The sequence below is a fragment of the Streptomyces cyaneus genome (assembly GCF_004028635.1).
GTDB classification, from domain to species: domain Bacteria; phylum Actinomycetota; class Actinomycetes; order Streptomycetales; family Streptomycetaceae; genus Streptomyces; species Streptomyces cyaneus.
Genome location: NZ_RQJW01000020.1, coordinates 99019 through 117766, shown reverse-complemented (window position 1 = coordinate 117766; position 18748 = coordinate 99019). Strand labels below are relative to the sequence as shown.

General features: G+C 69.8%; 16 protein-coding genes and 1 riboswitch. Of the genes, 15 read left to right on the top strand and 1 reads right to left on the bottom strand.

The window, feature by feature from the left end:
* Positions 1 to 274 precede the first annotated feature (274 nt).
* The 13 genes from hpnC (at position 275) to EHO50_RS40135 (ending at position 14044) form a co-directional block, all read left to right on the top strand.
* Complete coding sequence (gene hpnC / locus EHO50_RS40190; protein ID WP_128436802.1) at positions 275 to 1174, top strand: squalene synthase HpnC; 900 nt, start codon at positions 275 to 277, stop codon at positions 1172 to 1174.
* Entirely contained in the window at positions 1171 to 2121 is a 951-nt protein-coding gene (gene hpnD / locus EHO50_RS40185) for a presqualene diphosphate synthase HpnD (RefSeq protein ID WP_128436801.1), read from the top strand. Before hpnC ends, hpnD begins: the two co-directional genes overlap by 4 nt.
* A complete protein-coding gene (locus EHO50_RS44740) occupies positions 2121 to 2264 on the top strand; it encodes a DUF6380 family protein (protein WP_220096494.1) in 144 nt (47 codons plus the stop codon). The genes hpnD and EHO50_RS44740 overlap by 1 nt, the downstream gene beginning before the upstream one ends.
* Positions 2261 to 3688, top strand: coding sequence for a hydroxysqualene dehydroxylase HpnE (gene hpnE, locus EHO50_RS40180; RefSeq protein ID WP_128436800.1), 1428 nt, complete (start codon positions 2261 to 2263; stop codon positions 3686 to 3688). The genes EHO50_RS44740 and hpnE overlap by 4 nt, the downstream gene beginning before the upstream one ends.
* Positions 3688 to 4824, top strand: a complete 1137-nt coding sequence (locus EHO50_RS40175) for a polyprenyl synthetase family protein (protein ID WP_128436799.1) — start codon at positions 3688 to 3690, stop codon at positions 4822 to 4824. Before hpnE ends, EHO50_RS40175 begins: the two co-directional genes overlap by 1 nt.
* A 143-nt stretch (positions 4825 to 4967) precedes the next feature.
* Positions 4968 to 6995 carry a squalene--hopene cyclase gene (gene shc / locus EHO50_RS40170; protein ID WP_128436798.1) on the top strand — a complete coding sequence of 676 codons (2028 nt, stop codon included), beginning with the start codon at positions 4968 to 4970 and terminating at the stop codon, positions 6993 to 6995.
* Positions 6995 to 7636 carry a 5'-methylthioadenosine/S-adenosylhomocysteine nucleosidase family protein gene (locus tag EHO50_RS40165; RefSeq protein ID WP_128436797.1) on the top strand — a complete coding sequence of 214 codons (642 nt, stop codon included), beginning with the start codon at positions 6995 to 6997 and terminating at the stop codon, positions 7634 to 7636. Before shc ends, EHO50_RS40165 begins: the two co-directional genes overlap by 1 nt.
* A gap of 5 nt (positions 7637 to 7641) precedes the next feature.
* Positions 7642 to 8664 carry an adenosyl-hopene transferase HpnH gene (gene hpnH / locus EHO50_RS40160; RefSeq protein ID WP_128436796.1) on the top strand — a complete coding sequence of 341 codons (1023 nt, stop codon included), beginning with the start codon at positions 7642 to 7644 and terminating at the stop codon, positions 8662 to 8664.
* Positions 8665 to 8668: 4 nt separating this feature from the next.
* Positions 8669 to 9853 (top strand): flavodoxin-dependent (E)-4-hydroxy-3-methylbut-2-enyl-diphosphate synthase, encoded by a 1185-nt coding sequence (ispG, locus tag EHO50_RS40155; RefSeq protein WP_128436795.1) that lies wholly within the window; start codon positions 8669 to 8671, stop codon positions 9851 to 9853.
* Between the two features lie 31 nt (positions 9854 to 9884).
* Complete coding sequence (gene dxs / locus EHO50_RS40150) at positions 9885 to 11801, top strand: 1-deoxy-D-xylulose-5-phosphate synthase (RefSeq protein ID WP_128436794.1); 1917 nt, start codon at positions 9885 to 9887, stop codon at positions 11799 to 11801.
* Positions 11798 to 13183: an aspartate aminotransferase family protein gene (locus EHO50_RS40145; protein ID WP_128436793.1), complete on the top strand. Its 1386-nt coding sequence runs from the start codon at positions 11798 to 11800 to the stop codon at positions 13181 to 13183. Before dxs ends, EHO50_RS40145 begins: the two co-directional genes overlap by 4 nt.
* Positions 13184 to 13298: 115 nt before the next feature.
* A complete protein-coding gene (locus EHO50_RS40140; protein ID WP_128436792.1) occupies positions 13299 to 13928 on the top strand; it encodes a helix-turn-helix domain-containing protein in 630 nt (209 codons plus the stop codon).
* On the top strand, positions 13925 to 14044 hold the full coding sequence (locus EHO50_RS40135) for a DUF6126 family protein (RefSeq protein WP_128436791.1): 120 nt from the start codon (positions 13925 to 13927) through the stop codon (positions 14042 to 14044). Before EHO50_RS40140 ends, EHO50_RS40135 begins: the two co-directional genes overlap by 4 nt.
* A 37-nt stretch (positions 14045 to 14081) precedes the next feature.
* Here the strand turns inward: EHO50_RS40135 and EHO50_RS40130 are convergent, their stop codons facing one another.
* Positions 14082 to 14879 (bottom strand): tyrosine-protein phosphatase, encoded by a 798-nt coding sequence (locus tag EHO50_RS40130; protein ID WP_128436790.1) that lies wholly within the window; start codon positions 14877 to 14879, stop codon positions 14082 to 14084.
* A gap of 179 nt (positions 14880 to 15058) precedes the next feature.
* On the opposite strand from EHO50_RS40130, the gene EHO50_RS40125 reads away from it, so the two are divergent.
* Complete coding sequence (locus EHO50_RS40125) at positions 15059 to 17128, top strand: alpha-galactosidase (RefSeq protein WP_128436789.1); 2070 nt, start codon at positions 15059 to 15061, stop codon at positions 17126 to 17128.
* Between the two features lie 307 nt (positions 17129 to 17435).
* A riboswitch (cyclic di-AMP (ydaO/yuaA leader) is annotated at positions 17436 to 17593 on the top strand.
* Positions 17594 to 17597: 4 nt separating this feature from the next.
* Positions 17598 to 18545 carry a LysM peptidoglycan-binding domain-containing M23 family metallopeptidase gene (locus tag EHO50_RS40120; RefSeq protein WP_128436788.1) on the top strand — a complete coding sequence of 316 codons (948 nt, stop codon included), beginning with the start codon at positions 17598 to 17600 and terminating at the stop codon, positions 18543 to 18545.
* Positions 18546 to 18748 lie beyond the last annotated feature (203 nt).

Genomic DNA, 18748 nt, shown 5'->3' with positions numbered 1-18748 from the left:
CTTGACGCCAATCGGTGTGTTCTTGTGATGTGCAGGACACCCCCACGGGCCCGGCCCCGTTGTACAACGTAAGCTGTACCGGTACCGAAACGCGGCAAGTGGGGCGATAAGGCGCGACACCCCTCTCTCCGGGCTGCGGCGCGGACAGCCGGGCGGCGTGTCCGAAATAGTGTGCATTGGGTCTGCGGTGTAGAACGGGAGATGTGACGGCAATGGCTACGGAAACTCCCCAGCTCCACGCAGCATGTGCCGTCCCCGCGCCAGGCAGTCCACGGTGACGGGAACAAGCACGCGCGCAGGTGATCCAGCGCGCGGCACGCTCGACAAGGCCGCTGCGGAGAACTTTCCCGTGGCGCCGTTCTTCCTGCCCAGAGCCTGGCGCACCGACCTCATGGCCGTCTACGGCTTCGCCCGCCTGGTCGACGACATCGGTGACGGCGATCTCGCGCCCGGCGGCGCCGACGCCCGTCTGCTCGGCGTGTCGCCCAAGGACGCCGAGGACCCTCTCGTCCTCCTCGACGCCTTCGAGGCCGACCTGCGCCGCGTCTTCGACGGCACCCCGCGCCACCCCTTGCTGCGCCGTCTGCAGCCGACCGTCCGCCGCCGCTCGCTGGTCCCCGAGCCCTTCCTCGGCCTGATCGCCGCCAACCGCCAGGACCAGCTCGTGGGGCGGTACGAGACCTACGACGATCTCCTTGCCTACTGCGAACTGTCCGCCAACCCCGTCGGCCGTCTCGTCCTCGCCGTCACCGGCACCGAGACCCCCGAGCGGATTCGCCGCTCCGACGCGGTGTGCACGGCACTGCAGATCGTCGAGCACCTCCAGGACGTCGCCGAGGACCTCGGTCGTGACCGGATCTATCTGCCGGCGGACGACATGAAGCGCTTTCACGTCGAGGAAACCGATCTAGCGGCAAAAACAGCAGGCGCATCGGTGCGCGCACTGGTTGCATACGAAGCGGAACGTGCCCAGAACCTCCTGAATGAAGGCACCCCCTTGGTGGGTAGCGTCCACGGCAGGCTCAAGCTGCTGCTCGCGGGTTTCGTGGCGGGGGGAAGGGCGGCAATCCGTGCGATCGCCGCCGCCGAATACGACGTACTTCCCGGCCCGCCCAAGGCCAGCAAGCTTCAGCTGCTGCGCGAGGTGGGCGTGACTCTGCGAGGAGAGGGGTGATCCGGACCGTGGAGTCTGCACCACACGCGTCCGCACCGGTACTCGCCGCCTACAGCTACTGCGAGGCCGTCACCGGACAGCAAGCCCGTAACTTCGCCTATGGCATCAGGCTGCTGCCCACGCCCAAGCGCCGCGCGATGTCGGCGTTGTACGCGTTCTCGCGCCGCGTCGACGACATCGGCGACGGCGCGCTGACCGCCGAGGTCAAGGTCGCCAGACTCGAGGACACCCGGGAGTTGCTGACCCGGATCCGCGACCGGTCGGTCGACGAGGACGACATCGACCCCGTGGCTGTAGCCCTCGCCCATGCCGCCGACACCTTCCCGATCCCGCTCGGTGGCCTGGACGAGCTCATCGAGGGCGTCCTGATGGACGTGCGCGGCGAGGCCTACGAGACCTGGGACGATCTGAAGGTCTACTGCCGCTGTGTCGCGGGTGCCATCGGCCGGCTCTCGCTCGGCGTGTTCGGCACCGAACCGGGGGCGCGCGGCGTCGAGCGCGCGCCCGAGTATGCCGACACGCTCGGGCTCGCGCTGCAACTCACCAACATCCTGCGCGACGTCCGTGAGGACGCCGAGGGCGGCCGCACCTATCTGCCCTCCGACGACCTCGCCAAGTTCGGCTGCTCGGTCGGCTTCAGCGGGCCGAACCCACCGGAGGGCTCCGACTTCGCGGGCCTCGTGCACTTCGAAGTGCGTAGGGCCCGCGCTCTTTTCGCCGAGGGCTACCGGCTGCTCCCCATGCTGGACCGGCGCAGCGGCGCCTGTGTCGCCGCCATGGCCGGCATCTACCGCCGCCTCCTTGACCGTATCGAGCGCGACCCGGAGGCCGTGCTGCGCGGCCGGGTCTCCCTGCCGGGGCGCGAGAAGGCGTACGTCGCCGTGCGCGGCCTGAGCGGTCTGGACGCCCGGCATGTGACCCGTCGTACCGTCAGGAGGCGTGCCTGATGGACATTCCGGTCCAAGGTGATGCCGCCGGCGAAAAGTGGCGGGCAACCCTCCGCTGCTTGGACGCGTCCCTGACTGAGACGATCGGCCGTGCACCGTTCAAGCACCGGCACGGCGGTCGCGCAGGGGAGGGTGCACGATGACCGACGGCATGGGGGCCGAAGGCTCACTCGCGGACATCCCGGGACGTCCCGGGAGGGACGCCGTCGTGGTCGGCGGCGGGCTCGCCGGCATCACCGCCGCGCTCGCGCTCGCCGACGCCGGGGTGCGCGTGACCCTGATCGAGGGCAGGCCGAGGCTCGGTGGGCTCGCCTTCTCCTTCCAGCGCGGCGAACTCACCGTCGACAACGGCCAGCATGTGTACCTGCGCTGCTGCACCGCCTACCGCTGGTTCCTCGACCGGATCGAGGGGACGGCGCTGGCGCCGCTGCAGGATCGTCTCGACGTGCCCGTCCTCGACGTCGCGCGGCCCGAGGGGCGGCGGCTCGGCAGGCTGCGGCGCGACGAACTGCCCGTACCCCTGCACCTGGGCCGGAGCCTGGCGACGTATCCGCATCTGTCCCTCGCCGATCGTGCCAAGGTCGGACGTGCCGCGCTCGCGCTCAAGGGGCTCGACCTCGCCGATCCGGCCCTGGACGCACAGGACTTCGGCAGCTGGCTGGCCGCGCACGGCCAGTCGGCGCGTGCCGTCGAGGCCCTGTGGGACCTGGTCGGGGTCGCCACCCTCAACGCGGTCGCGGGCGACGCCTCGCTGGGGCTCGCCGCGATGGTGTTCAAGACCGGTCTGCTGTCCGACCCGGGCGCGGCCGACATCGGCTGGGCGCACGTCCCGCTGGGCGAACTGCATGACCGGCTGGCCCGCAAGGCGCTCGACTCCGCGGGCGTCCGTACCGAGGTCCGTACACGCGTCACCTCCATCTCTACTGACGAAAACGGGCGTTGGAGCGTTCAGGTTCCCGGCGAGACGCTCCAGGCGGACGCGGTCGTGCTCGCCGTGGCCCAGCGCGAGGCGCACGACCTGCTGCCCCAGGGCGCTCTCGACGCACCGGAACAACTGCTTCAGATCGGCACCGCGCCGATCCTCAACGTCCATGTCGTGTACGAACGCAAGGTGCTCAGCAGGCCCTTCTTCGCGGCCCTCGGCACCCCGGTGCAGTGGGTGTTCGACCGCACCGACGCCTCCGGGCTCAGGGACGGGCAGTACCTCGCCCTGTCCCAGTCGGCAGCGCAGGACGAGATCGACGAGCCGGTCGCCGCACTGCGTGAGCGGTATCTGCCCGAGCTGGAGCGGCTGTTGCCCAGGGCACGCGGCGCGGAAGTGAAGGACTTCTTCGTGACCAGGGAGCGCACAGCGACGTTCGCTCCCACCCCCGGCGTCGGGCGGCTGCGGCCCGGCGCCCGTACCAAAGTCCCCGGCCTCTACCTGGCCGGTGCGTGGACCGCCACAGGGTGGCCCGCGACCATGGAGAGTGCGGTCCGCAGTGGTGTGAGTGCGGCCGGCGCCGCGCTGAGCGCCCTGGGCCGGCCCCGCCCCAGCCACCTCTTCGACGTCGAGGAGGCGGCGTGATGCTGAATCAGCGCACGGCGGCAGGCCCCCGCACCCCCGGTACCGCAACAAGAGGAGAGACTGTGCCCACTGTGCCCCCGGCCGAGAAGGCCGCTCGAGAGACCGCGGTCGACGTGACCGCGCTCCTGGAGCGCGGTAGGACCCTGGCCACACCGGTACTGCGGGCGGCGATCGACCGCCTGGCCCCTCCCATGGACACCGTTTCCGCCTACCACTTCGGCTGGATCGACGCCGACGGCAACCCCACGGCCGGCGACGGCGGCAAGGCCGTACGCCCCGCCCTCGCGGTGCTCTCCGCCGAGGTCACCGGCGCCGCGCCCGAGGTCGGCATCCCCGGCGCCGTCGCCGTCGAACTCGTCCACAACTTCTCACTCCTGCACGACGACCTGATGGACGGCGACGAACAGCGCCGCCACCGCGACACCGTCTGGAAGGTGCACGGCCCCGCCCAGGCCATCCTCGTCGGCGACGCCCTGTTCGCCCTCGCCAACGAGGTACTGCTGGAGCTCGGCACCGTCGAGGCCGGCCGCGCCACCCGCCGTCTGACCACCGCCACCCGCGCCCTCATCGACGGCCAGGCGCAGGACATCTCCTACGAGCACCGCGACCGCGTCAGCGTCGAGGAGTGCCTGGAGATGGAGGGCAACAAGACCGGCGCCCTGCTCGCCTGCGCCAGCTCCATCGGCGCGGTGCTCGGCGGCGCCGACGACCGTACCGCCGACACCCTGGAGAAGTACGGCTACCACCTGGGCCTGGCCTTCCAGGCCGTCGACGACCTCCTGGGCATCTGGGGCGACCCGGTCTCCACCGGCAAGCAGACCTGGAGCGACCTGCGCCAGCGCAAGAAGTCCCTGCCGGTCGTGGCCGCGCTCGCGGCGGGCGGCTCCGCCTCCGAGCGGCTCGGCGAGATCCTCGCCGCCGACGCCAAGAGCAGCGACTTCGAGAACTTCTCCGAGGAGGAGTTCGCGGCCCGCGCCGCCCTCATCGAGGAGGCGGGCGGCCGCGAGTGGACCGCCGAGGAGGCACGCCGTCAGCACGCCGTCGCCGTCGAGGCGCTCGACGCCGTCGACATGCCCGAGCAGGTGCGGGCGCAGTTCACGGCGCTCGCCGACTTCGTCGTCGTACGGAAGAGATGATCACCACCGGGCGAAAAGAGATGATCAGTATCGGTCGAATAGCCCTCGCGTAGTCGCCGGCCGGTGTGGCGGGAACCAGCGCACCGGCCGACGGCGGACCCACAGCAGACGCAACTCCAGTAGCACTGCACGAAGGGGAAGCCATGACAGCGACGACCGACGGAAGCACCGGGGCACTCCCGCCCCGGGCAGCCGCGGCCAGCGACACCGAAAACCCCGGGGCGGCCGGGGTGCACGAAGCCGCCGTACGCGCGACCCGGCGCGCCACCGACTTCCTGCTGGCGAAGCAGGACGACCAGGGCTGGTGGAAGGGCGACCTCGAGACGAACGTCACCATGGACGCCGAGGACTTACTGCTCCGTCAGTTCCTGGGCATCCGCGACGAGGCGACCACACAGGCCGCCGCGCTCTTCATCCGCGGTGAGCAGCGCGAGGACGGCACGTGGGGCACCTTCTACGGCGCGCCGGGCGAACTCTCCGCCACCGTCGAGGCGTACGTCGCTCTCCGCCTGGCCGGCGACGCGCCGGACGCCCCGCACATGGCCAAGGCTTCCGCCTGGATCCGCGAGCAGGGCGGTATCGCCGCCGCCCGGGTGTTCACCCGGATCTGGCTGGCCCTGTTCGGCTGGTGGAAGTGGGAGGACCTGCCCGAACTTCCGCCGGAGCTCATCTACTTCCCCCAGTGGGTCCCGCTCAACATCTACGACTTCGGCTGCTGGGCCCGGCAGACCATCGTCCCGCTGACGATCGTCTCCGCGAAGCGCCCGGTACGGCCCGCACCGTTCCCGCTCGACGAACTGCACACCGACCCGGCCAACCCCAACCCGCCGAGGCCCCTTGCTCCGGCGGCCAGTTGGGACGGCGCCTTCCAGCGGCTCGACAAGGCGCTGCACCAGCTGCGCAAGGTCGCCCCGCGCAGGCTGCGCAGAGCCGCCATGAACAGCGCAGCCCGCTGGATCATCGAGCGGCAGGAGAACGACGGCTGCTGGGGCGGCATCCAGCCCCCGGCGGTGTACTCGATCATCGCCCTGCACCTGCTCGGCTACGACCTCGAACACCCCGTCATGCGTGAGGGGTTGGCGTCGCTGGACCGTTTCGCCGTCTGGCGCGAGGACGGGGCCCGGATGATCGAAGCCTGCCAGTCACCGGTCTGGGACACGTGCCTGGCGACGATCGCGCTGGTGGACGCGGGTGTGCCCGCCGATCATCCGCAGCTCGTCAAGGCCGCGGACTGGATGCTGGGCGAGGAGATCGTCCGGCCCGGCGACTGGGCGGTCAAGCGGCCCCAACTGCCGCCCGGCGGCTGGGCGTTCGAGTTCCACAACGACAACTACCCCGACATCGACGACACCGCCGAGGTGGTCCTCGCGCTGCGCCGGGTCAAGCACCACGACCCGGAGCGGGTGGAGAAGGCGATCGGGCGCGGGGTGCGCTGGAACCTCGGGATGCAGTCGAAGAACGGGGCGTGGGGCGCCTTCGACGTCGACAACACCAGCCCGTTTCCCAACCGGCTGCCGTTCTGCGACTTCGGCGAGGTCATCGACCCGCCGTCGGCGGACGTCACCGCGCACGTCGTCGAGATGCTCGCCGTCGAGGGCCTCGCGCACGACCCGCGCACCCGGCGGGGCATCCAGTGGCTGCTCGCCGAACAGGAGCCGGACGGCTCGTGGTTCGGGCGCTGGGGCGTCAACTACGTCTACGGCACCGGGTCGGTCGTACCCGCCCTGGTGGCGGCCGGGTTCCCGGGCTCGCACCCGGCGATCCGCCGTGCCGTGACCTGGCTGGAGTCCGTCCAGAACGACGACGGCGGCTGGGGCGAGGACCTGCGCTCCTACAAGTACGTCAAGGAGTGGAGCGGCAAGGGCGCCTCGACCGCCTCGCAGACCGCGTGGGCACTGATGGCCCTGCTGGCCGCGGGGGAGAAGGACTCCAAGGCCGTCGAGCGCGGCATCGAGTGGCTCGCTGCCACCCAGCGCGAGGACGGGTCATGGGACGAGCCCTACTTCACCGGCACCGGCTTCCCTTGGGACTTCTCCATCAACTACCACCTCTACCGGCAGGTGTTCCCGCTCACCGCGCTCGGCCGGTACGTACACGGAGAGCCCTTCGCCGAGAGGGCCGAGAAGGGCGGCACGTCCGGGAAACCGCTCGCCGAGGCCAAGGGGAGCTGATGAGCCCGCAGCCCGCCCCGGCCCCGCTGCTGATCGCCTGTGCGCTCGGCATCGAGCAGTTCGCCCTGCGCACGAGCGACCGCGGCGGCGCCGGCGGGCCGGTCACCGTGCTGCGGACCGGCATGGGGCCACGGGCGGCCGAGCGCTCCGTCACCCGGGTCCTGGCCGACCCGGCCCTCAGCGGAGCCGCCGTGCTCGCCACGGGCTTCTGCGCGGGGCTCGCTCCCGGGATGCACCCCGGCGATCTGGTGGTCGCCGAGGAGACCCGGGATCCGGCGGGAACCGTTCCGTGCGTAGGAACCGACCTACTCGTCAAAGAGCTCGCGCGGACCGTCCCGGGCCGCACCGTCCACACCGGGCCGCTCACCGGCTCCGATCACGTCGTCCGAGGTCAGGAACGGTCGGATCTGCTCGCGACCGGCGCGATCGCGGTCGACATGGAGTCCGCGGCCACGCTTCTGAGCGCCGTACGCACCGGCGAGCGCCCGGTTGCGGCCGTCCGGGTGGTCGTGGACGCTCCAGAACATGAACTGGTCCGGATCGGCACGTTGCGCGGTGGAATATCGGCTTTCCGTGTCCTTCGTTCCGTTCTCCCTGCTTTCTTCGAATGGCACCGTTCTTTGCTGCTCCCCAGGAGGTGAGCCAGATGGCCATGCCGCTGCGTCAGTCCATCAAGGTCGCTACATACTTGGCCGAACAAAAGCTCCGCAGGCGGGACAAGTTTCCGCTGATCGTCGAGCTGGAACCGCTCTTCGCCTGCAACCTCAAGTGCGAGGGCTGCGGCAAGATCCAGCACCCGGCCGGCGTACTCAAGCAGCGCATGCCGGTCGCCCAGGCGGTGGGAGCGGTGCTCGAATCCGGTGCGCCGATGGTGTCCATCGCCGGCGGTGAGCCTCTGATGCACCCGCAGATCGACGAGATCGTGCGGCAGCTGGTGGCCAAGCGGAAATACGTGTTCCTGTGCACCAACGCCATGCTGCTGCGCAAGAAGATGGACAAGTTCACACCCTCGCCGTACTTCGCCTTCGCGGTGCACATCGACGGCCTGCGCGAGCGGCACGACGAGTCCGTGGCGAAGGAGGGCGTGTTCGACGAGGCCGTGGAGGCCATCAAGGAGGCCAAGCGGCGCGGCTTCCGGGTCACCACCAACTCGACCTTCTTCAACACCGACACCCCGCAGACGATCATCGAGGTCCTCAACTACCTCAACGACGACCTCAAGGTCGACGAGATGATGATCTCGCCCGCCTACGCCTACGAGAAGGCCCCCGACCAGGAGCACTTCCTGGGCGTCGAGCAGACCCGCGAACTGTTCAAGAAGGCCTTCGCGGGCGGCAACCGCAGGAAGTGGCGGCTCAACCACTCGCCGCTGTTCCTCGACTTCCTCGAGGGCAAGGTCGACTTCCCGTGCACCGCCTGGGCCATCCCGAACTACTCGCTGTTCGGCTGGCAGCGGCCCTGCTACCTGATGAGCGACGGGTACGTCCCCACGTACCGCGAGCTGATCGAGGAGACCGACTGGGACAAGTACGGCCGCGGCAAGGACCCGCGCTGCGCCAACTGCATGGCGCACTGCGGCTACGAGCCCACCGCCGTCCTTGCCACCATGGGCTCGCTCAAGGAGTCGCTGCGCGCCATGCGCGAGACGGTCTCCGGAAACCGGGAGTGACACCATGACCGCCATCTCCTTGGGCGTCCCCGAGGTACCCCTCCGGCCGATCGCCGAGCGGCGTGTGTCGCGGCAGATCCAGGTCGGCCCGGTGGCGGTCGGGGGCGGTGCCCCTGTGTCGGTGCAGTCGATGACGACGACCCGTACGTCCGACATCGGCGCCACCTTGCAGCAGATCGCCGAGCTGACGGCGTCGGGCTGCCAGATCGTGCGCGTGGCCTGCCCGACGCAGGACGACGCGGACGCGCTCGCGACCATCGCCCGCAAGTCGCAGATCCCGGTGATCGCCGACATCCACTTCCAGCCGAAGTACGTGTTCGCGGCGATCGAGGCCGGCTGCGCGGCCGTACGCGTCAACCCCGGCAACATCAAACAGTTCGACGACAAGGTCAAGGAGATCGCGCGGGTCGCCAAGGACCACGGCACGCCCATCCGCATCGGCGTCAACGCCGGGTCCCTCGACAGGCGGCTGTTGCAGAAGTACGGCAGGGCGACGCCGGAGGCGCTGGTGGAGTCGGCGCTGTGGGAGGCCTCGCTCTTCGAGGAGCACGACTTCCGGGACATCAAGATCTCGGTGAAGCACAACGACCCCGTGGTGATGGTCAACGCCTACCAGCAGCTCGCCGAGCAGTGCGACTACCCGCTGCACCTCGGGGTGACGGAGGCCGGTCCCGCCTTCCAGGGCACGATCAAGTCGGCCGTCGCCTTCGGCGCGCTGCTGTCGCGGGGGATCGGCGACACCATCCGGGTGTCGTTGAGCGCCCCGCCCGCCGAGGAGGTCAAGGTCGGCATCCAGATCCTTCAGTCGCTGGGGCTCAGGCAGCGGCGCCTGGAGATCGTCTCCTGTCCGTCGTGCGGGCGTGCGCAGGTCGACGTCTACAAGCTGGCCGACGAGGTCACGGCCGGCCTGGAGGGCATGGAAGTGCCGTTGCGGGTAGCCGTCATGGGCTGTGTGGTCAACGGTCCCGGCGAGGCGCGGGAGGCGGACCTGGGGGTCGCCTCCGGCAACGGCAAGGGGCAGATCTTCGTCAAGGGCGAGGTCATCAAGACCGTCCCCGAGTCGAAGATCGTGGAGACGCTGATCGACGAGGCGATGAAGATCGCCGAGCAGATGGAGCAGGACGAGCAGAACGGGGCCGCATCGGGCGCCCCCACCGTCACGGGGAAACCAGAAGTGACTGTGAGCTGAACCAAGGCACGGACCGAGAGGGGGCCCGAGCGTGACGATTCTGGAGAGCATCCGGGGACCACGTGACCTGAAGGCGCTGTCCGAGGCGGAACTCGGTGAACTGTCCGACGAGATCAGGGAGTTCCTGGTGCACGCGGTCGCCAGGACCGGCGGACATCTCGGGCCCAACCTGGGGGTGGTGGAACTCTCCATCGCGCTCCACCGGGTCTTCGAGTCACCGGTCGACCGCATCGTCTGGGACACCGGTCACCAGAGCTACGTACACAAACTTTTGACGGGACGTCAGGACTTCTCCAAGCTGCGCGGCAAGGGCGGTCTGTCCGGGTACCCCTCGCGCGAGGAGTCCGAGCACGACATCGTCGAGAACAGCCATGCCTCCACCGCGCTCGGCTGGGCCGACGGACTCGCCAAGGCCCGCGAGGTACAGGGGGAGAAGGGGCATGTCGTCGCGGTCATCGGCGACGGGGCGCTCACCGGCGGCATGGCCTGGGAGGCGCTGAACAACATCGCGGCCGCCAAGGACCGGCCGCTGATCATCGTCGTCAACGACAACGAGCGGTCGTACGCGCCGACCATCGGCGGCCTCGCCAACCACCTGGCCACCCTGCGCACGACCGACAGCTACGAGAAGGTCCTGGCCTGGGGGAAGGACGTACTGCTGCGGACCCCGCTCGTGGGCAACACGATCTACGAGTCCCTGCACGGCGCGAAGAAGGGGTTCAAGGACGCCTTCGCCCCGCAGGGCATGTTCGAGGACCTGGGACTGAAGTACGTCGGCCCGATCGACGGGCACGACATCGGGGCCGTCGAGTCCGCGATGCGGCGTGCGAAACGCTTCCACGGGCCGGTGCTCGTCCACTGCCTGACGGAGAAGGGGCGCGGCTACGAGCCCGCCCTCGCCCACGAGGAGGACCACTTCCACACCGTCGGCGTGATGGATCCGCTGACCTGCGAGCCGCTCGCTCCGTCCAACGGTCCGTCCTGGACCTCGGTGTTCGGCGACGAGATCGTGCGGATCGGCGAGGAGCGGCAGGACGTCGTGGCGATCACGGCGGCCATGCTGCACCCGGTCGGGCTCGGCAAGTTCGCGGAGCGGTTCCCGGACCGGGTGTGGGACGTCGGGATCGCCGAGCAGCATGCGGCCGTGTCGGCGGCGGGGCTGGCGACGGGCGGGGTGCACCCGGTCGTCGCCGTCTACGCCACCTTCCTGAACCGTGCCTTCGACCAGCTTCTGATGGACGTCGCGCTGCACCGCTGCGGGGTGACGTTCGTGCTGGACCGGGCTGGCGTCACCGGCGTGGACGGGCCCTCCCACAACGGCATGTGGGACATGTCGATCCTCCAGGTCGTGCCCGGCCTCAGGATCGCCGCGCCGCGCGACGCCGACCAGCTGCGGGCGCAGCTGCGGGAGGCCGTGGCCGTCGACGACGCGCCGACGCTCGTGCGGTTCCCGAAGGAGTCGGTGGGGCCGTCGATCCCGGCGGTGGACCGGGTGGGCGGGCTGGACGTGCTGCACCGGGACGTGGGCGAGCCGGAGGTCCTCCTCGTCGCCGTCGGTGTGATGGCCCCGGTGTGCCTCCAGGCGGCCGAGCTGCTTCAGGCCCGCGGCATCAACTGCACCGTCGTCGACCCGCGTTGGGTCAAGCCGGTCGACCCGGCGCTCCCGCCCCTCGCCGCACAGCACCGGTTGGTGGCCGTGGTCGAGGACAACAGCCGCTCGGCCGGGGTCGGCGCCGCCGTGGCGCTGGCGCTGGGTGACGCCGAAGTCGACGTACCGGTACGGCGGTTCGGCATCCCGGAGCAGTTCCTCGCGCACGCCAAGCGGGGCGAGGTGCTCGCCGACATCGGGCTGACGCCTGTCGAGATCGCCGGCCGGATCAGCGCGAGCCTGGCCCTGAAGGAGGCCGAGGACAGCCTGGCCGTGTCAGTCAAGGAGAAAGCTGAATGACCACGGAGTTCGACCTCGGCAGACTCCTGTCCGAGCGCGGAGCCGAGCGCTACGAGCTGCACACCCGGTACCTCAACCACCAGCTCCCGCGCATGCTGCACACCATCGGCTTCGACAAGGTCTACGAGCGGGCCGAGGGCGCGTACTTCTGGGACGCGGACGGCGACGACTACCTGGACATGCTCGCCGGGTTCGGGGTGATGGGCCTGGGGCGCCACCACCCCGTCGTCCGCAAGGCGCTGCACGACGTCCTGGACGCCCGGCTCGCCGACCTCACCCGCTTCGACTGCCAGCCGCTGCCCGGGCTGCTGGCCGAGAAGCTGCTCGCACACAGCCCGCACCTGGACCGGGTGTTCTTCGGCAACAGCGGCACGGAGGCGGTGGAGACTGCGCTGAAGTTCGCGCGGTTCGTCACCGGCAAGCCGCGGATCCTGTACTGCGACCACGCTTTCCACGGACTGACCACGGGCTCGCTGTCGGTGAACGGCGAGTCCGGCTTCCGGGACGGATTCGCTCCGCTGCTGCCGGACACGGCCGTACCGCTCGGCGATCTCGATGCCCTGGCACGGGAATTGAAGAAGGGAGACGTGGCGGGCCTCATCGTCGAACCCATCCAGGGCAAGGGCGTGCACGAGGCTCCCCCCGGCTGTCTGCGGGCCGCCCAGGAGCTGCTGCATCGGCACAAGGCGCTGCTCATCGCCGACGAGGTGCAGACGGGCCTCGGCCGTACCGGCGACTTCTACGCCTACCAGCACGAGGACGGTGTCGAGCCGGACCTGGTGTGCGTGGCCAAGGCCCTCTCCGGCGGGTATGTGCCCGTGGGCGCCACCCTCGGCAAGGACTGGATCTTCAAGAAGGTCTACTCGTCCATGGACCGTGTGCTGGTCCACTCGGCGAGCTTCGGGTCCAACGCGCAGGCCATGGCGGCCGGGCTCGCCGTGCTGTCCGTCATGGAGAACGAGCAGGTCGTCGCGAATGCCCGGGCCACGGGTGAGCTGCTGAAGTCCCGGCTCGCGGCGCTGATCGACAAGTACGAGCTGCTCGCCGACGTCCGTGGCCGGGGCCTGATGATCGGCATTGAGTTCGGCAGGCCCAACTCGCTGAAGCTGCGGGGGCGTTGGAGCATGCTGCAGGCCGCGCGCAAGGGCCTGTTCGCGCAGATGGTCGTCGTGCCGTTGCTGCAGCGGCATCGGATCCTCACCCAGGTCTCCGGCGATCACCTGGAGGTGATCAAGCTGATTCCGCCGCTGATCATCGGCGAGCGGGAGGTGGACCGGTTCGTCGACGCCTTCACGGATGTGATGGACGACGCGCACAGTGGGGGCGGGCTGATGTGGGACTTCGGCAAGACGTTGATCAAGCAGGCGGTCGCCAACCGGTGAGGGCCGGGTGGGCGGCGCGGCTGGGGGGCCGGGGCCGGGGTCTGGGTCGGGAGAAGTCTTTGCCTCTGAGGCAAGAAATTTGCCGGTGAGGCAAGCCTCCGGCTGAATGGGGAGCATGAGCTCTCCCGAGATCGAGCCGGAGGCCGATTCGACCGGGCCGCAGGCCCTTCCCGTCGTCGCGCCCCAGCTCCGTGCGCTGCGCCGCCGCGCCTCCCTCACGCTGGAGGCCGCAGCCCGTACCGCCGGGCTGTCGCCCGCCCACCTCTCCCGCCTGGAGACCGGGCAGCGCCAGCCCTCGCTGCCGATGCTGCTCGCGCTCGCGCGTATCTACGGTACGACCGTCTCCGAGCTGCTCGGCGAGACGGTCGCCGACCGGGACGCCGTCGTCCGCGCCGCCGACATGGAGCCGACCACGGCCGGCGGCTGGACGTACTGGCAGGCAGGCGCGCCCGGGCGTGGGATGCAGGCCCTGCGCGTCCACGTGCCGTACGGCGCGCAGGGCGACATCGTGCGAGTGCACCCCGGCGAGGAGTGGCTCCATGTACTCGAGGGGCGGCTGCGGCTGCAGCTCGGGGACACCACGCACCGGCTCGCGCCCGGCGACAGCGCGCACTTCGACTCGCTGACCCCGCACCGCATCGCCGCCCAGGACCAGGGCGGGGTCGAGCTTCTCTTCGTCCACACCCTGTTGCAGAGCCCCACGGCAACGCTGTGCCTGGGCCCCACCCCCGGAGAGACGCCATGAGTGACATGGAGGAGAAGTTCCCGCGCGCCCTGTGGGTGCGGCTCATCATCTACATCGCGGTGGGGCACGTCTTCGCGGCCTTCATCTACCTGCTGTTCGAGGTGGGAGCGAAGTAGGCACGCCCGGGGCGCGCGGTGGCCGCCGCGCGGCGCGTCAGTCGAGCAGCCGGTCCCGCAGTCGCTCCCGGATCTCCGGGGTGACCCCCAGCGCCTGCTCCAGGTAGGTGTCGACGCCGCCCCACGTCTCCTCGATCGTCTCGAAGGCGGCCGTCAGATACTCGGCGCGCGCGTCGAAGAGCGGGCTGAGCAGCTCCATGACCTCGGGGGAGTACGCCGAAACGGAGCTGCTGCTGCGGTGCACCTTGTAGCGGCGGTGCTTGGCGTTGGACTCCAGGTAGTCGGTGAGGATCGCCTCGCGCTCGACGCCGAGGGCGAGCAGTGTCACGGCGATGGACAGGCCGGCGCGGTCCTTGCCGGCCGCGCAGTGCATCAGGGCGGGGACGCTGTCCTCGGCGAGCGCGTGCAGCACCTGGGAGTGCTCGGCGGTGCGCTCCTTGATGATCGTGCGGTAGGAGGTGATCATCCGGCCCGCGGCCTTGCCGTCCGCCAGGATCTCCCGGAGCTGGTCGATGTCGCCGTCCCGGACCATCTTCCAGAACTCCGCGCCGTCGGCGGGATCGGACAGCGGCAGGTTCACATTGCGCACGCCCGAAAGCTCGACGTCCGGCCCTTCGAGCTTCTGGTCCGCCGCGTTGCGGAAGTCGAAGATCGTGTGCAGCCCCAGGGAGTCGAGGAAGGCGGCGTCCTCCTCGGTCGCGTGCGCGAGGTGGCCGCTGCGGAACAGCACTCCGTGCCGCACCCGCCGTCCGTCCACGGTCGGCAGTCCGCCCACATCGCGGAAGTTGCGAACTCCGGCCAGTTCGGGCTCGGTCGACGGGATCTGCTGCGTCACGGGGGCTCCTCCCAGTCGGCCCCGCCGACGCGGCTCGGCGTGCGGCCGACGGGGTGCGCTCTCGACCATACGACATGGATACCTGGCCCAATGAGTTGTCCACAGGCGTTGCCTCGGGGCCCCACAGCCCATGATGATGTTGGTACTTGATCGCACCTGTTCGTCTCTGTGAGGGCTTGATGCTGGAGATCTCCGACAACGGCCGTACGTGGCTCCTCACCGGCCCGACCAGCAGTTACGCCGTCCATCTGACCGAGGGTGACGAACTCCTGCACCTCCACTGGGGGCCACGGATCGCGCTCGCCGACGCCGAGGCACTCGCCGTACGCCCGCTGCCGGAGTACTGGCCCTTCGAGTCCCCGCTCGACGGACGCGAGGAGTACCCGGTCGAGGGCGGCCCCCGCTTCGTGCGGCCCGCCCTGTCCGTGCGCACCGAGGAGCGGCGCGGCACCGAGTGGGGTTTCGAGCGGTACGAGACCGAGGGCGACGAGCTGCGGCTGCGCTTTCGTGACGGCGGGCTGAACGTCACCCTGCACTACCGGATGCGCGGGGACGTCGTGGAGCGCTGGGTGACCCTGGAGAATCAGGGGCCCGCCCTGGAGCTGCTGCGCGCCGACTCCGCCACCTGGACGCTGCCCGACCGGGAGGAGTGGCGGCTGTCCCAGCTGCACGGCCGCTGGGGCGCCGAGTCCCGGCTCGCGCGATCCCCCCTCACCTACGGTGAGAAGGTCATCGGCAGCCGACGCGGGCACACCGGCCACCAGCACCTGCCGTGGGTCGCGCTCGACACGGACGCCACCGAGGAGCGCGGCGAGGTCTACGGCTGCGCCCTCGGCTGGTCCGGGTCCTGGCGCATCGCCGTGGCCCAACTCCCGGACGCGCGCGTGCAGATCACCGGCGGCGCCGGGTACGACGACTCGGGGCTGTTGCGGCTGGCGGCGGGGGAGTCCTTCGTGACGCCCGTCTTCGCCGGGCTGTGGAGCGACGGTGGCTTCGGCGGGGCGAGCCGGGCCTGGCACGGGTACCAGCGCGCGTACGTGATCCCGGACGCCGACCGGGACCGGCCGGTGCTGTTCAACTCCTGGGAGGCGACGGAGTTCGACATCTCCGAGGAGCAGCAGAGTGTGCTCGCGCGGCGGGCGGCGGCCATCGGTGTCGAGCTGTTCGTGGTCGACGACGGCTGGTTCGGGACGCGCACCAGCGACCGCGCCGGGCTCGGCGACTGGACACCCAACCCCGACCGCTTCTCGTCCGGCCTCAAGCCGCTGGCCGAGTACGTGCACGCGCTCGGCATGCAGTTCGGTATCTGGGTCGAACCGGAAATGGTCAATCCGGACAGCGAGCTGTACCGGGCCCACCCGGACTGGGTGCAGCATCAAACGGGACGAAAGCGGACGGAATTCCGCAATCAGCTCGTATTGAACCTCGCGCGCGACGACGTCCAGGAGTACCTCTGGGAGCAGCTCGACGGGCTCCTCTCCAGCGCACCGATCGACTATGTGAAGTGGGACTTCAACCGCTGCTTCACCGACGCCGGCTGGCCCGGTGAGCCGTACCCGCAGCGCCTGTGGGTCGACCACGTGCGCGCGCTGTACGGCCTGCTGGACCGGCTGCGGGCCGCTCACCCGGGCGTCGCCTTCGAGTCCTGCTCGGGCGGCGGTGGACGGATCGACCTCGGCGTACTGAGCCGCACGGACCAGGTGTGGACCTCGGACAACACCGACCCCCTCGACCGGCTCTCCATCCAGCACGGCTTCAGCCAGCTCCACCCGGCCCGGGTCATGGCGGCCTGGGTCACCGACAGCCCGAACGCCATGCTCAACCACCGCGCCAGCTCGCTGCGCTTCCGCTTCGTCAGTGCCATGGCGGGAGTGCTCGGCGTCGGCGGTGACCTCACCCGCTGGAGCGAGGACGAGCTCGCCGAGGCCGGGAAATGGGTGGCGCTCTACAAGGAGATCCGGCCGGTGGTTCAGCGCGGCGATCTCTATCGGCTGCGCCCTCCGCGGGGCGGGCTGAGCGCGGTGCAGTACTCGCTCGGAGGCGAGACGGTCGTCCTGGCCTGGCTCCAGGCGCAGAGCTACGGCGAGCCCGTCCCGGCGCTGCGGCTGCGTGCCCTCGACCCGACAGCATCGTACGAATGCCTTGAAACGGGCGAAATTCACCGAGGTGCCGTACTGGTGCATCACGGACTGCGTACCGGTCTGCGTGGCGACCTTGATGCGACGGTTATCCGTCTGCGTCGCATCTAGGAGTTCTGTCCGAATTGGCGCCTTAATTCCAACTCGCTCTGGGGTAAAGGAAGCTGGAGCGGTGCCACGTGAGGAGCGTCATATTCGTGACCGTGCGTCGCCCGTCATGTTCACGTAATTCACGTGCTTTTCAAGGGCTTTTGGGTCGGGCGACGCGCGGATAATCCACGGAGGGTGACCGGTAATTCCCACAAGGGATCAACAGGAACGCATTCGGACGGAACCTCTCACTTGTTCCTTTGCGTCTTCCTCGCTTACGTTCGCCACCAATCCGGACGGACGCCCAATCCTGCCGCCGCCCGGAGCCCGCGCAAACTCACCCGACCACGGCAGGAGCGGGGGACCCACAGGTACAACCGCCTGTTCCGGTCTCCGGAACGGCTAGGGGTAAAGCCGCGTTTCGGCGCGGCCGGGCATCTCCAGCCCGCACCCGACAGCTCACCTCGCAGGCGACGGAGAGGAATTCGCCATGCCCGCGAAGGGTAAGCACCGCCGCCCGAAGTCCCAGCGTTTCACCCGCTCCATCGCCGTCGCCGGAACCGGTGGCGCCGCTCTCGCCCTCCCGCTCATCGGGGCCACGGGCGCCCACGCCGCTCCCTCGCAGTCCGTTTCGGAAAAGGCCGTTCAGTCCCTTCCGGCCGCCGAGAAGAAGGCGGTCGAGAAGAAGGCCGCCGAGAAGAAGACGGGCGTGCGGACCTATTCGGTGAGGGTCGGTGATTACCTCTCGAAGATCGCCGACGAGCAGAACGTCAGCGGTGGCTGGAAGAAGCTCTACGCCGACAACCGCGAGGCCGTCGGCGAGGACCCGTCGCTGATCCACCCCGGTCTGAAGCTCACGATCGGCAAGAAGGCCACGGCGAGTGCCCCCAAGTCCTCGTCGTCTTCCTCCTCTTCCTCCTCTTCGGCTCCCTCCAAGGGCTCGTCCGCCGCGAAGTCCGCCACGGAGTCCTCCGCGTCGAAGAAGACCACCACGGCCGACCGGAGTGCTGAGACCACCAGCACCGCGAGTGGCTTCTCCGCCCCGGTCGCCGGTGCCGCCGTCAGCACCGCCTACAAGGTGGCGGGCAGCATGTGGTCCAGCGGCTACCACACCGGTGTGGACTTCGTGACCCCGACCGGTACCGCGCTGAAGGCCGTGGGTGCGGGCACGGTCGTCTCCGCGGGCTGGGGCGGCGCTTACGGCAACCAGGTCGTCATCCAGCTCGCCGACGGCTACTACGCCCAGTACGCCCACCTGTCGTCGCTCTCCGTCTCGGCCGGCCAGGCCGTGACCGCGGGCCAGCAGCTCGGCCTCTCCGGCGCGACCGGCAATGTGACCGGACCGCACCTGCACTTCGAGATCCGCACCACGCCGGACTACGGCTCGGACGTGGACCCGGTCGCCTACCTCCGTTCGAAGGGCATCCCGGTCGGCTGACGACCCCTTTCCTCGGAACCACCTGCCGGTTCCTCGGAACCGTCTGCCGGTTCCTCAGAACCACCTGCCTGACACGCAACCGAAGGCCGGACCCCGATCCCCGGGTCCGGCCTTCGGTGTGTGCGGCTTTGCTCGTTCATGATCGCTCCATTGCGGTCTTGTGGCAGGGGTGTCCAAGGTGTCGACAGTGAGGGGAGGGTGAG